13 protein-coding genes and 1 pseudogene are annotated in these 13,175 nt (G+C 61.8%); 11 read left to right on the top strand and 3 right to left on the bottom strand.

From position 1 onward, the window contains the following. Nucleotides 1-478 precede the first annotated feature (478 nt). Nucleotides 479-2,074, top strand: a complete 1,596-nt coding sequence (locus ACWTU9_RS32335; RefSeq protein ID WP_455861863.1) for an ABC transporter substrate-binding protein — start codon at nt 479-481, stop codon at nt 2,072-2,074. Nucleotides 2,075-2,214: 140 nt separating this feature from the next. Here ACWTU9_RS32335 and ACWTU9_RS32330 read toward each other — a convergent pair whose 3' ends face one another. Beyond that, the gene (locus ACWTU9_RS32330) at nt 2,215-4,392 is read right to left on the bottom strand and encodes an adenylate/guanylate cyclase domain-containing protein (protein ID WP_455861862.1); all 2,178 of its coding nucleotides are present in this window, start codon (nt 4,390-4,392) and stop codon (nt 2,215-2,217) included. A 300-nt stretch (nt 4,393-4,692) separates the two neighbouring features. On the opposite strand from ACWTU9_RS32330, the gene minC reads away from it, so the two are divergent. From minC to ACWTU9_RS32285, 9 genes are all read left to right on the top strand, one after another. After that, the gene (minC, locus tag ACWTU9_RS32325) at nt 4,693-5,508 is read left to right on the top strand and encodes a septum site-determining protein MinC (RefSeq protein WP_455861861.1); all 816 of its coding nucleotides are present in this window, start codon (nt 4,693-4,695) and stop codon (nt 5,506-5,508) included. 61 nt (nt 5,509-5,569) lie between these two features. Next, entirely contained in the window at nt 5,570-6,385 is an 816-nt protein-coding gene (minD, locus tag ACWTU9_RS32320; protein ID WP_029869303.1) for a septum site-determining protein MinD, read from the top strand. After that, complete coding sequence (gene minE, locus ACWTU9_RS32315; RefSeq protein WP_181061161.1) at nt 6,382-6,654, top strand: cell division topological specificity factor MinE; 273 nt, start codon at nt 6,382-6,384, stop codon at nt 6,652-6,654. Before minD ends, minE begins: the two co-directional genes overlap by 4 nt. Nucleotides 6,655-6,971: 317 nt before the next feature. Continuing rightward, nucleotides 6,972-7,412 (top strand): ArsR/SmtB family transcription factor, encoded by a 441-nt coding sequence (locus ACWTU9_RS32310; RefSeq protein WP_455861864.1) that lies wholly within the window; start codon nt 6,972-6,974, stop codon nt 7,410-7,412. After that, complete coding sequence (locus ACWTU9_RS32305) at nt 7,409-7,945, top strand: SRPBCC family protein (RefSeq protein WP_455861860.1); 537 nt, start codon at nt 7,409-7,411, stop codon at nt 7,943-7,945. The genes ACWTU9_RS32310 and ACWTU9_RS32305 overlap by 4 nt, the downstream gene beginning before the upstream one ends. Before the next feature lie 178 nt (nt 7,946-8,123). Next, the gene (locus tag ACWTU9_RS32300) at nt 8,124-8,705 is read left to right on the top strand and encodes a dihydrofolate reductase family protein (RefSeq protein WP_455861859.1); all 582 of its coding nucleotides are present in this window, start codon (nt 8,124-8,126) and stop codon (nt 8,703-8,705) included. 208 nt (nt 8,706-8,913) lie between these two features. Continuing rightward, nucleotides 8,914-9,375: an EamA family transporter gene (locus ACWTU9_RS32295; RefSeq protein WP_455861858.1), complete on the top strand. Its 462-nt coding sequence runs from the start codon at nt 8,914-8,916 to the stop codon at nt 9,373-9,375. 64 nt (nt 9,376-9,439) lie between these two features. Then, complete coding sequence (locus ACWTU9_RS32290) at nt 9,440-10,495, top strand: sugar-transfer associated ATP-grasp domain-containing protein (protein ID WP_455861857.1); 1,056 nt, start codon at nt 9,440-9,442, stop codon at nt 10,493-10,495. Between the two features lie 108 nt (nt 10,496-10,603). Next, nucleotides 10,604-11,794: a hypothetical protein gene (locus ACWTU9_RS32285; protein ID WP_455861856.1), complete on the top strand. Its 1,191-nt coding sequence runs from the start codon at nt 10,604-10,606 to the stop codon at nt 11,792-11,794. 96 nt (nt 11,795-11,890) lie between these two features. Here ACWTU9_RS32285 and ACWTU9_RS32280 read toward each other — a convergent pair whose 3' ends face one another. Continuing rightward, nucleotides 11,891-11,983 carry a putative RiPP precursor gene (locus tag ACWTU9_RS32280; protein WP_454588183.1) on the bottom strand — a complete coding sequence of 31 codons (93 nt, stop codon included), beginning with the start codon at nt 11,981-11,983 and terminating at the stop codon, nt 11,891-11,893. 613 nt (nt 11,984-12,596) lie between these two features. On the opposite strand from ACWTU9_RS32280, the gene ACWTU9_RS32275 reads away from it, so the two are divergent. Continuing rightward, nucleotides 12,597-13,010 (top strand): hypothetical protein, encoded by a 414-nt coding sequence (locus tag ACWTU9_RS32275; protein WP_455861855.1) that lies wholly within the window; start codon nt 12,597-12,599, stop codon nt 13,008-13,010. 73 nt (nt 13,011-13,083) lie between these two features. Here ACWTU9_RS32275 and ACWTU9_RS32270 read toward each other — a convergent pair. Further along, nucleotides 13,084-13,175, bottom strand: a pseudogene (locus ACWTU9_RS32270) (DNA-binding response regulator); the annotation flags it as partial.

Genomic DNA, 13,175 nt, shown 5'->3' with positions numbered 1-13,175 from the left:
CACCATGCAACACCTCCTCATCCTCTCAGATTAAAGCGTGTTGCGATGACCGGTTGAACCCACCGCCGCATATCGGCCGTTGAGGATGCCTTTGCCACCGCCTGAAAGCGGACGTTAGCGGCGACCACGCTGGCAGTTGCGTCTAGGTTTCGCCTGACGCCTTCTCCGAACACCTCAGCCGCTTGTTTCAGAGCGCCCATTGCAAAAGGCGATCCAAAGCCCGAAGAATCTCGAATAGGTGAAAGCAGAACGCCCGGCTGCATGTAGCACGCGTCGCGAGCGCCGGCCGGTTTGCCTGCCACACTCGGGCTCGCTATGATCTACCGTGGGCCGAAACCGTCTGGCCCGCGACGGAGTAACTAAACAAGAACAAGAACAAACAGCGGAGGTTATCGGCCCATCTCGTGAGGGGATGCGCCTCCTCGTTTCCCCTCGGACATGCCCGTTCTCCATCTGGATCTGAAGGAGAAACCAGGAAATGACGGAATTCGAATTGAAGCTGCAGTCGGCCGCCAAACTTACCGCGAAAGGCAGGGTTTCGCGTCGTGACTTTGTTCAGCTGGCGCTCGCCGCCGGCCTTACCGCCTCGGCCGCCAATGCGATGTTCGTCCAGGTGGTGCGCGCGGAACCGAAGAGAGGCGGCACCTTGAAGATCGGCATGGGCGAGGGTGCCGCCACCGATACACTGGACCCGGGTCTCTCCCTCAACTCGTTCACCGGCACGGCGCTGTTGGGAACCTTGTCGAACAGCCTGACCGAGATCGATTCCAAGGGCAACGTGGTCCCCGACCTCGCCGAAAGCTTTGAGCCGTCAGAAGGCGCCAAGAAGTGGGTGTTCAAACTGAGGAAAGGCGCCACCTTTCACAATGGCAAGACGGTTACCGCTGACGATGTCGTGGCCTCGGTCAGGCATCACACCATCGAGGGCACGAAATCGGTGGCGAAATCGCTCTTGGCTTCGGTCAAGAATGTCGTCGCCGACGGTGCCGAGACGGTGGTGTTCGAACTCGACGGCGGCAATGCCGACTTCCCCTACATCATGTCGGACCTCCCGGTCGTGCCGGCGAAAGAGGGCGGCATCGACTGGGAGTCGGGCGTCCGCACCGGCCCCTATATGCTCGAGAAATTCGAGCCCGGCGTCATAGCCACCTTCAACAAGAACCCGAACTACTTCAAATCCGACAGGGGCTGGTTCGACCGTGTCGAATGCCTGGCCATCAACGATGTAACGGCGCGCACCAACGCGCTCTATACCGGCGAGGTCCACTACATGGATCGCTGCGATCTGAAGACGCTCGACATTCTGACGCAGAACCCCGATCTCGTGATCTCGGAGACGACAGGCTACGGCCACTACGTTTTTGTCATGAACGTCCAGAAGGCGCCCTTCGACAATCCCGATGTGCGCAATGCGATCAAGTACTCGCTCAATCGCGACGAGATCGTGCAGAAGGTGTTTCTCGGCCACGGCGCCATCGGCAACGACAATCCGATCGCACCGACCGTCAAGTTCGCGACCGATCCGAAGCCGAAGCACGTCTACGATCCCGACATGGTCAAGAGCCTCCTCAAGAAGGCGGGGGCCGAGAACACCCAGTTCGAACTGTCGGTCGCGGATGCCGCGTTCGCGGGTGCGACCGACTCGGCTCTCCTCTGGCAGGAGCATGCTCGGGCGGCTGGGCTCAACCTGAATGTGATCAGGGAGCCCAATGACGGCTACTGGGACAATGTCTGGCTCAAGAAGCCGTTCTACGGCTCTTACTGGGCCGGCCGGCCGACTTGCGACTGGATGCTCGCCACCGCCTATGCGGCGGAAGCGGTGTGGAACGAAACGTTCTGGAAAAATCCGCGCTTTAATGAGCTGCTCGTCGCCGCCCGCTCGGAGACCGACGATACCAGGCGTGCCGGCATGTATGCCGAAATGCAACAATTGGTGCATGACGACGGCGGGCTCATTAATCTCGTCTTCAACTCCTATGTCGATGCCCACACCAAGGCTCTCGCCCATGGCGAGGTGGCTTCGAACTGGCCGATGGACGGGCAGAAGATCGCCGAACGCTGGTGGTTCGCCTAGGCCGTGTACACCCAAATTGGGATGGCCAACTGGACGCGTTTGATGTCTCCTTGTCCCCCAACGGCGGTTCCGGAGCGGATATCGCAACGGGTCCGAGTTGGACCACAACCGGAAATCCCTGGCGCGCGTCTAAGGGCCCGTCAATTGCCTCTGATTTTGGACAGCGCGTCCTTTGCGTAGGCGCCAACCAGAGCTTCATTCTGGAGTGCCACGAGCGCAGGTATCGCAGCTCGTGCCGAAGGCCCGACCTTTCCCAGCGCCTCGATGGCCTCCCGGCGGAGATATTCAACCTTAAGCGCTTCAACCAGAGCCGGAACGGCTTGTGCTGCCGCTGGTCCAAACCAACCCAGTCGCTTTGCTGCATATTGCTGGGAAAAGGGATTGCCGGTCCCAAGCTCTGCTTCCAGGCTCGTAACGGTGACGTCCAGCGGCAGCGCAGCGATACGAACACCGTCATTCAGGCGCTCCCGGACGCTTGCATGTTCATGATCCCATTTGAACGAGAGGTGTAAGGTGTCGGGAAGGTTTTCGAGCCCTTTCTGGTCTACACCCGGTCGGAACTTCAGTAGCATTTGCCTCGCTTCTTCCCGGCGACCGAGCTGCGCCAGCACCGAACTGAATGGTAGAAAGAGCGCAGTTGCGTCTGGGTTTCGCCTGACGCCTTCTCCGAACACCTCAGCCGCTTGTTTCAGATCGTCCATTGCAAAAAGCGCCAATCCACGAGCGAGAACGTAGTGGGTTGGATAGTTCGGGTTGAGCCGCATGGCGGTCGCGACGAAATTCAGCGCCTCGGCAGGTTCGCCTGAGATCGTCAGCGCCAAAGCCGTTGCGATGTGTGCCTCGGGGTCGTTCGGATCCGATGCAATCGCTCGACCGGCATTCCTCCGTGCATCTTCGGCCAGACCTTGATAAACGTCCCGCAACGCCTCGACCGTATAAGACAGTGACGTTGGATATTTCTTGGCCAGCTCTACGTAATCGTGAGCTCCCCACCAGAAATATGGTTCGTCCCTACCGAGTTCTTTACCCCAAAGTGACTCAACGACGCGGAAGTAGGCCAGCGCCAGGGCGGCATAAGCGCGCCCATATTCGGGATCAAGTTCGGTTGCTTTTTTCAAGGAAGTGATGGCGGCAGCTGTGTCCGTTGCGTTGTAACGGAGATAAAGGCTCCAACCCTTTTCGAAAGCTTCCTTGGCTGCAATGTTGTCCGGCTTGGCGCGGGCTATTTCCGCTTTTTCGGTGGTGGTGAGATTGACCTTCAACGCTTCGACGATCTTTGCGACAAAACCGTCCTGGACCGCAAAAACATCGGCGACGTTTCCATCGAACCTGTCCGCCCACACATGCCCGCCGGTGAGGGCATCGATGAGCTGGGCATTGACTCGCACCTGCCCGCCAGCTCGCTGTACGCTCCCCTCGAGAACGTAACGCACACCAAGTTCTTCGGCGACCTGGCCGATTTTTACCGGCTTGCCGCGGTAAACGAATGTCGAGTTTCGCGCGATCACGAAGAGGCCGGAAACCTTGGAAAGGTCGGTGATCAAGTCATCGGTCATACCGTCAGTAAAGGTCTCTTGCCCCGCCTCGTCGGACATGTTGGTGAACGGGAGCACGGCGACTGACGGCTTATTGGGCAGCGGCAACGCCATCTTCGATCGCGAGGCCACGTCACTGGGTCGAACGAGATCGTCACCAAAGCGTTGCCAAATCGCCAGCCCCGCGCCGATCAGAATCAATACTGTGGCCGCGAATGCGATCCAGCGCCGCGTGCCGTCAGGTTTGCGACTTCCTGAGACAACCGGGGTGCGCGGGCCTACTCGGTAGAGGCGAACTGGCTTCTCGATGTTCTTGACACGCTGTTCGCCCAAAGACTCGAACCCATAGTCCAACTTCCTCTCGACCTGATCAAATGCTGCTCCCGAAATCAGCACGCCTCCCGGCGGCGCCAACCCTTCGAGCCTCGCCGCCACATTCACCCCATCACCGTAGATGTCCGCCCCTTCAATGATGACGTCGCCAAGGTTGATGCCAATGCGGAATTCGAGCTGTTTTTCTTTCGGCAGTTCGGCATTGTACTCTGACATGGTGCGCTGGATTTCGACGGCGCAGGTGACTGCATCAACAACGCTCGGGAACTCTACCAGCGCACCATCACCCATGAGCTTTACGATGCGCCCTCTATGAGCGGTAATTTTCGGATCGATAAGATTCTCGCGGGTGCTCTTGAGGCGTGCCAGAGTATCCGCCTCGTCAGCCTCCATGAGGCGGCTGTAGCCAACGACGTCGGCGGCGAGAATCGCCGCAAGCCTGCGCTCCATATATGGGCTCCGGACCGGGTTGCACCATGATAGAAGGGTATCGCTTCGCAGCCTAGCCCTCTTCAGGTCCGCTTCGGGTCAGGTCACGACGATGCCCGTGCCGACATGCATGTCCGCTCTTGAAGCTCCAGAAGCTGCCGGTGCGCATTCGGCCATATCAAGACGTACAATGTGTCGCCGGTTGGCGTCCGAAACTGGCGTCTAGCCAACCTTCCAATTTCACGCGGGCTCCCCCTCCCGTTAACCTTTCATTAACCATGCCGGGCCTAGCGTTTACCTCTCAGTAAGGAATCGCCCGCCGTGACCTTTGCCGCTCCCCTCGAGGCCAAATCCATTCGCTTTCGCGCCCGCTCCTTCGTCGCTTTCACGCTGACGCCGGAGGCGCCTTTGGATGTGTGGCTGGAGAGCCTCGATCGCTGGATCGGCAATTCGCCGGGCTATTTCGCTGGCCGTCCGGTGGTGCTGGATCTCAACGTGCTGAAGCCCGATGTCGTCGCCATTGAAGCGCTGATCGGCGTGCTCGGCCAGCGCGGCATCCGCGTCTATGCCATGGAGCTTGATGGCGGCGCCGACCTTGGCGCGCACCTGCCGCCGGTGCTTGTCGGCGCCAAGGAGGCGACGTCAGATGGGTTGCTGCAGCCGAGCCGCAAGGCGGGCAGGGCGGAGGACGCTACGGCGGCGAGTGATATGAAGCCGGCAGGTGATTTGAAGGCGGATGTGAAGGCAAACGATTTGAAGCCGGCGGGCGATGCCAGGCCGCTGCCGCCCGACGCCAAGGTCCCGGACGCCGGCACGTTGATGATCCGCTCGCCGATCCGCTCGGGCCAGCTCATCTTCCATCCGCATGGCGATGTCATCGTGCTGGGCTCGGTCGCTTCCGGTTCCGAGATCGTCGCCACCGGCTCGATCCATGTCTATGGCACGCTGCGCGGCCGCGCTTCGGCGGGCGCTCAAGGCAACACGGCGGCCCGTGTCTTCTGCCGCCGCAACGAGGCCGAGCTTCTTTCGGTCGACGGCTGGTATTGCACGGCCGAGGAGATGGACCCGTCAGTCCGGGGCAAGCCTGTGCAGGCATTTCTCGACAACGGCATGCTGCGCATCGCCCCTTTCAGCTAATGCGGCGGGCGCGGCTCGCGCCCGGTCAGCGACATAACGAACAACAACGGAGGCTTTATTGATGGGCAAGGTAGTGGTGGTCACCTCGGGCAAGGGGGGCGTCGGCAAGACGACCTCGACCGCGGCTCTGGGGGCGGCGGTCGCCAAGACCGGCAAGAAGGTGGCGCTGGTCGATTTCGATGTCGGCTTGCGAAACCTCGACTTGATCATGGGCGCCGAGCGCCGCGTCGTGTTCGACCTCGTCAACGTCATCCAGGGTTCGGCAAAGCTGTCGCAGGCGCTGATTCGCGACAAGCGGGTGGAAACGCTGTTCCTGCTGCCGGCCTCGCAGACCCGCGACAAGGATGCGCTGACCGAGGAGGGCGTGGCCGAGGTCATCGGCAAGCTGCGCTCGGTCTTCGACTATGTCTTCTGCGACAGCCCGGCCGGCATCGAGCGCGGCGCCCAGCTCGCCATGCGCTTTGCCGACGAGGCGGTCATCGTCACCAATCCTGAAGTGTCGTCGGTGCGCGATTCCGATCGCATCATCGGCCTGCTCGACGCCCGCACCCTGCGCGCCGAACAGGGCGAGCAGATCGCCAAGCATGTGCTGGTCACGCGCTACGATGCGGCGCGCGCCGCGCGCGGCGAAATGCTGTCGATCGACGACGTGCTGGAAATCCTGTCGACGCCGCTGCTCGGCATCATCCCCGAGAGCCAGGATGTGCTGCGCGCCTCCAACCTCGGTTCGCCAGTGACGCTGTCGGAGCCGCTCAACGCCGCCGCCAAGGCTTACATCGATGCCGCAAAGCGGCTCGAGGGAGAACAGCTGCCGGTCATCGTGCCCTTCGAACGCAAGGGCTTCCTCGACCGTCTTTTGGGAAGGAGGGCGGCATGAACCTGCTCGACATCTTCAAGCGGCGCACCAGCGCGCCGGTGGCGCGCGAACGGCTGCAAGTGCTGCTCGCCTATGAGCGCCGCAACCGCAGCCAGCCCGACCTCGTCTCCATCCTGCGCGAGGAGATCATGGCTGTGATCGCCAAGCACGTGCAGATCGACCAGGACTACCTCCAGGTCTCGATGGACCGCGGCGAGACCATGTCGACGCTGGAAATCGACATCCAGATCCCCAACAAGAGCCCCATGCCGCTGGCAATGGCGGGGTGAGGGTCTGAAGCTTTTCCTCGCCCCCGCAAGGCGGGGGAGAGGTGGCCGCGAAGCGGCGGAGAGGGGGCCTGCGACGCTGGCGGGTTCCCTCTGAATCATTTTCAAGGCCGAGCCATTCCCCTCTCCGTCGCGGCTTCGCCGCGCCACCTCGCCCCACTATCGTGGGGCGAGGAACATCTTGCGAAGCTGGCGCCAAGCATCCCCACCCGGACCTGCGGTCCGACCTCCCAACAAGGGGAGGTAGGGGGCGGCCTTATCTCGAAAAATATTCAACCAAACGGTTGACTATTCAAAAGCGCGCCTCTATATTCAACTACATGGTTGAATTAGAGACGCCCCAGATGGACCAGGTTTTTCACGCCCTTAGCGACACCACGCGCCGGCACATGCTTAACTACCTCGCCGGCGGCGAGCGCACGGTGAGCGAACTGGCCCAGCCCTTTGCCATGTCGCTGGCCGCAGCCTCCAAACACATCAAGGCGCTGGAGCATGCCGGGCTGATCCGTCGCGAAGTGCGCGGCCGCACCCATGTCTGCCGCCTCGAGGCCCGCCCGCTCGCCACCGCCTATCAGTGGCTCGGCCAATACTCGCGTTTCTGGAACAGCCGCCTCGATGTGCTCGAACAGCTTTTGCGCGAGGAGGCGGGGCGCAAAACGTCGGCCACACAGTCAACGCCGGAACCGGCACATCCATCGAAGTCGGAACCATCCAGGCCAACATCACCCAGGCCAACATCATCCGAGGGAGACGACCAATGAACCAGATGAACAGCTTCGACGGCTACGCTGAGTTGATCCAGCCCGCCACTTTGAGGATCGAACGGCTTTTGCCCGGAACCAGGGAGCGCGTCTGGGAATATCTGACGCAGAGCGATCTGCGCCGCCAGTGGCTGGCGGCCGGCGACATGGAGATGGAGGAAGGCTCTTCCTTCGAGCTGGTCTGGCGCAACGACGAACTGACCGACCCGCCCGGCCAGAGGCCTGTCGCCTTCAGTGGCGGCGAGCAGCGGATGCAGAACCAGATCGTCGAATGCGATCCGCCGCGCAAGCTCACCATCACCTGGAACGGCAGCGGCAATGTCACGTTCGAATTGGCGCAGCGCGGCGACGACGTCCTGCTCACCTTGGTCCACCGCCGCCTGGCCGATCGCTCGAGCCTGATGATGCATGCCGCCGGCTGGCACATGCATCTCGACATCCTGGCCGCCCGCGTGGCGGGCGAAAAGCCGGAACCGTTCTGGGACGGCTGGAGCCGCCTGATGACGGAATACGACCAGCGCCTGCCGAACTGACCTGACGCACGCCCTGACCTAACGCATCGCCCGGTCCAACCGGGCACCATCGATCCCTTGCGCCGGATGCCGGCGCAAGGGCCGGCGAAACACGCGCCTTCGCCAGCCACCGCGGCGCGCCATCAGAAATGAAACGAAGCAACGTGCTTGCATCCCCGCAAGCCCGAAGGAGGAAGTCATGCGTAAATTGATCACCGGAATGAAGATCTCCATCGACGGCAAGATGGAAGGACCCGAAGGCTTCGCCGACTGGGTCGACAACTGGTCGGAGGAATACGGGCTGATGCCTGAGATCGATGCCTGCCTGCTCGGCGGTGTCATGTATGCCGGCTACGAGCGCTACTGGAGCGCGATCCAGCAGAACGAGCCGGACCAGCCGCTGCCGATGACCGGCAAGCTGGTCGACCCGGCCGAACTCGAATGGGCGCGCTTCGCCGCCAAGACCCCGCACTATGTGCTGTCGAACAGCATGAATTCGGCAGCCTGGCCGTCAACGCGCTTCCTGCGCAGCCTCGACGACATCGCGGCGTTGAAGCGCGAGCCCGGCAAGGACATCTACCTCATGGGCGGCGCCCGTATCACCGCCAGCCTCATCGAGGCCGGGCTGGTCGATGAGATGCGGCTCATCGTCTATCCAATGCTCGCCGGCGACGGCAAGGCGCTGTTCGGCACAGTGCACGCCCGGCACAAGCTGGAACTGCGCAAGGTCGGCCAGCTTTCGGATGGGCGGGTGAGTCTGGTGTATGGGCTGATGAATTAGCTTCTGTTCCTCTCCTCCGATCGGCGGCGGGAGAAAGGGCGCGAAATGATTCCAGCAGGCACCTTTCCTCTCCCTCCGGAGGGGGGAGAGGTGGCGCCGCGAAGCGGCGACGGAGTGGGGGAAGGCGCTCATCAAACCCACGGTCGCTGCAAAATAGGACGACGAAGCGAACGCCAAATCTCCGGCAGCACGCAATCAGGCGGATGTGATGGACGGTCGACCCCCACTCCGTCGAGCCTCGCTCGACACCTCTCCCCCGATCGACGGGGGAGAGGAAATAGCGCCGCGCATCCCTTGCCCCATAAACGACCTGGCCGTGCCGCAGCCGGACAACCGCTTACGGGCTGGTCATCGCCTCTGCTGTGGCCCTGCCGTTCGGCATCGCCGAGGCGGGGTCCGGCCTCCTCGCGCGATCCTGGTCAGCGCGCTGCTGGTCGGGCTGTTCTCCAGCGCCTTGCCGTTCTGGCTGGAGATGGTGGCGCTGACCCGGATGCCGGCCAGGCTCTACGGCACGCTGACCTGCCTGGAACCGGCGCTGGGCGCGCTGGCCGGCTTCCTGTTCCTGCACGAGATCCTCAGCCCGCTGCAATGCACGGGCATCGCCGCCGTGGTTGTCGCCGCCTTCGGCGCCGCGCTGACGACGAAGCCGCCTGTGCCGTCGCCGGAATAGGTGCTGGTCGGCGTGAACTGTCCTTCGAAATGTTATACCCTGGTGCTCGGGCAGGGGAGAGGGCATGTCAATTGCGCGGCGCTGGTTGTTCTACAAATCTTTTCTCGAGACGGAGTTTTCCAGTTCAGCTCCGACCCTCGGTTGGCGGCTTCGCAGCCTGCTCAAGGGGCATCCCTCAAAGGGCCTGGTGATGCTGGGGGACAGGGCCTATCGCGAGCATGACTATTTCAACTTCACCTTGGAACGGCGGCGCAAGGCGACCTACAATCTCCGCCTTGCGCAAGCACTGCACGACAAACTGGTTCAGAAACTCTGGCTCGATTGCGTCATGCCATCCGTGGCGCCGCCGGCCACCCACTATGTTGCAGGCCAAAAGCTCATAAGCCTGACTGGCGATGGCAAGATCCGTGAATTGGGTGCGCTGCTTCAGCTGCTCGCCGAAAAAGGCGAACTGTTCCTGAAGCCCGCCGGCGAGGGCAAGGGCAAAGGCGCCAAGAGGCTGGAGCAATTGCCCGACGGCATCCTCGTAAATGGCAATCGCATCGAGGCGCGGTATTTGCTGGATAGCTTTTCCAGCGCTTCGTCCACCGGCTACATCGTCTCCGACATCATCCGGCAAGGCCCCTGGAGCGAAGCCTTCTTTCCAGCGACGTTGAACACGCTGCGGGTACTGACCGGCACACACTTTTCGAACCACCGGCCGGTCTTTCTCGCAGCGACGATGAAAATGGGCCGGCCTGCAACCTATCCCACCGACAATTGGCAATCGGGCAAAGGCGGCATCGCCGCCAGGGTGGATATCGACACTGGCGTCCTGGCCGCCGGGCTGTTCTACAATGCTGAACTCAAGAGGCGTGAGTTCCGGGAAACGCACCCCGAAAGCGGTGTCCAGATTCGCGGTGCTGCGGTGCCCGACTGGCAGGCCGTCAAGTCGGTTATGCTTCATCTTGCGAGTCTGTTGCCCTATCCCGGCCTCGTTGGATGGGATGTCGCCCTGATGCCGACCGGCATCGTCATCGTCGAGGCCAACACCAGCGCCGGGCTGGACATCCACCAATGTCACGGCAGTCTCAAACAGACGCCGGAGCAGCGGAGCTTCTGGGCAGAAATGCGGATGTGAGATCGCAAGCAGGGTTCGCCGGCTCCGGTGTTCGGTTGCTCTGGAAACTACGGCATCGGTATATGGCTCATTGCGGAGATATCATGGGCGTGGCGAAGGCTGACAGCGGTGCTTGAATCCGATTTGGTCAAAGCGGCAATCTTGCTGGGGCTTGCCCTTGTCGTTGCGATGCTCGCCTGGCGGCAGTTGCGCTCTCGTCGCAAGGCGCGCCTGCGTGAGAATCCGGCAAACGACTATGCCGTGCGTGGGGACTGGTCGGACAGCCGCGGCCAACTCAACTATTCATCCTTTGTCTATTTCGACGCCGATCGCGACGGCCGCTATGGGCTGGGCGACCGGCCGATGGCCGGCATCATGGTCAGGCTGCATGACGGCGAGGGCCGTCTCGTGGCAGCGGCGCGGAGCAATCGCGCTGGCTTTGCCAATTTCAAGACGTCGACGAAACGCCGGGCCGCACCCATCCATGTGCCGGGAAACTACCGGTTCACGGTTTCGGTACCGCCCGGCTGGCGTTCGAGCAGCGCCAACGAGGTCCAGTCGCAGCACGTCCAGTCGCTGCCGGGTTCGCCAACGGGGCTGGTTACGGAGGCGATGCTGCAGCCGGTCGGCCTGTTTCCAGCGCGGCAGCTCAGCGGCCGCGTTGCCGACAATATCTCGGCGAGCGTCTCGGTGACACGGAACGGACAGGTGGTGGCCGTGCATTCGCTTGGCAATGGTGCCGGCTTCCGTCTCGATCTGCCCGATGACGCTGACGCGATCGACGTCACCGGCGACGGTTTGGCACGCAGGCTGGCATTGTCGGCCTACCCGACGGAGGTCGGCCTGCTGTCGCCTGAAAATCCCGCCATCGACGGGGATGCCTCCTTGCAGACCATCGGTTTCGACGATGTCACCGGGCACGGCTTGCGCAAGGTGCCGTCCGGTTATGCCGGGTTCATCTGGTTCAATTTGAACGCGATGGCGCGCGATCACATCGACGGCAGCGAAGGCTATGTCAACGGCAACATCTCGGGGGACCATGTCTGCTATACGAGCAGTGGACATCCGGCCGAATTCTCGAGCGACCGCCCGTTCGGCTTCCACTCCGTGATGCTAACCGCGGCGTGGTTGAAGTCCGAAGGCGAAACCGCACTGATCCAGAGTTGGCTCGGCGACCGGCTGGTCGCCAGCGACACCGTCATTCTGTCGGCGCTGGCACCCGTGCACTACGCGCCGATGCTGGCGGCGGTGACGCGCGTGTGTTTTTCCACACGCCACTACTGGCAGCTCGTGCTCGAAGATCTGGTGGTGGCGCGCTGAATGGTCCCGAGACCTGCGTTCAGGTAAAGACCACTCTAGAAACGATCAGGCCGCCCTGCTCTGTCAGCATGGCCTCGATCAGTCGGGATGAAAAGGTTATTGCGGGATAGGGTTGGAAGCACCGTTCGCCGTAACCTGCGAGAGCTTGCCCTTCTTGACCAGCACCGGCTTTGAATAGGTCTTCTTCATATTTCCCATCTCCAATTTTCTGCCCTGAAAACCTGCCCCTCGGCCAAGCGGCGTCCGGACGATCCAACTATTATGTGGTAGGCCCGGAACCGGCGCCGTTGGTGACAGCCGTAACCCGCGAGAGTGTACCTTTTTTGACCAGCACCGGCTTCAAATAGGTTTTCTTCATAGTGCATCCCCTCCAGGATGACGCGATAATGCCTGACAGATCGACACTGTCAACCTTTGCGGTACCGTCACCCCGTCCCGGTTTTTCTTGCCGCCGATGCGCTAACCCGCAAATCCACCTTCATCGAGAAAGCGTTGTTCTTGGGCCCGCATTGATGGATGCGGGCCTGGCTTGGCTGGTCGGGCTGCTCAAACAGACCTGACGCAGCCAGTGGTTGCAAGATATCGGACTTAAGTCTCACAATTTTACAAAAAAGGTCTGTATTGACTGAGACAGGGGTCGTAAGCCGCTTTCGCAAGAGCGTCGATTTGTGAATGCTGTTCTGGTAACGCCATCCGTTTGGCGGATCGAATCGGTCCTCGCTGACGATCAGGGGTAGAACAGATTACGCGCTTGCGCCAACTCTCCTGGCTTGCCTTGCGGGCGTCCACGACGCTCGCCCTGATGCTTGTGCCCTATCACTTCAGCTTTGACGGCGCCGCCAAGATTGCCGCCAGCAATGCCTTCGCCAAGGATGGCGGCGGTAATGGGGGTGGCGGCGGCAACGGGGGTGGCGGCGGCAATGGCGGTGGCAACGGAAATGGCGGTGGCAACGGCAACAGCGGTGGAAACGGTAACGGCAACAGCGGTGGCAACGGCAAAGGCAAGGGCAATACCGGCGCGGGCAAGGCCAGCCACGTGAATTCCGCAACCGGCGACCAGGTTGCGGTCGACGCCACCGGGATCACGGTCACCCATCCCAACGGCATGAAGGAAGATATCCACAATGGCCGGTTCACGATGAAGGATGCGCTCGACCGCACCATTGTCGAACGGGCGGCGACCCCCGCCGATGTGGCACGTTTGAAAAGTTTGTGAGAGCCAGCCGCCTTCGGCGGATGTTTTTTGCCTCAGTGCCTGTTGCGGATGGGTGTGGTCCGTATGCGGCGCGTCAATCTGTACGCTCCCGCGCCTCGCGCATCAGCAGCGCCGCCTCGGTGCGGTTGCGGACATTGAGCTTGGCCAGAACCCGCGTCATGTGAT

The organism is Mesorhizobium sp. 128a (assembly GCF_053848025.1).
The sequence above is the reverse complement of the archived record's forward strand: the minus strand, read 5'-3'. Positions and strand labels throughout refer to the sequence as shown.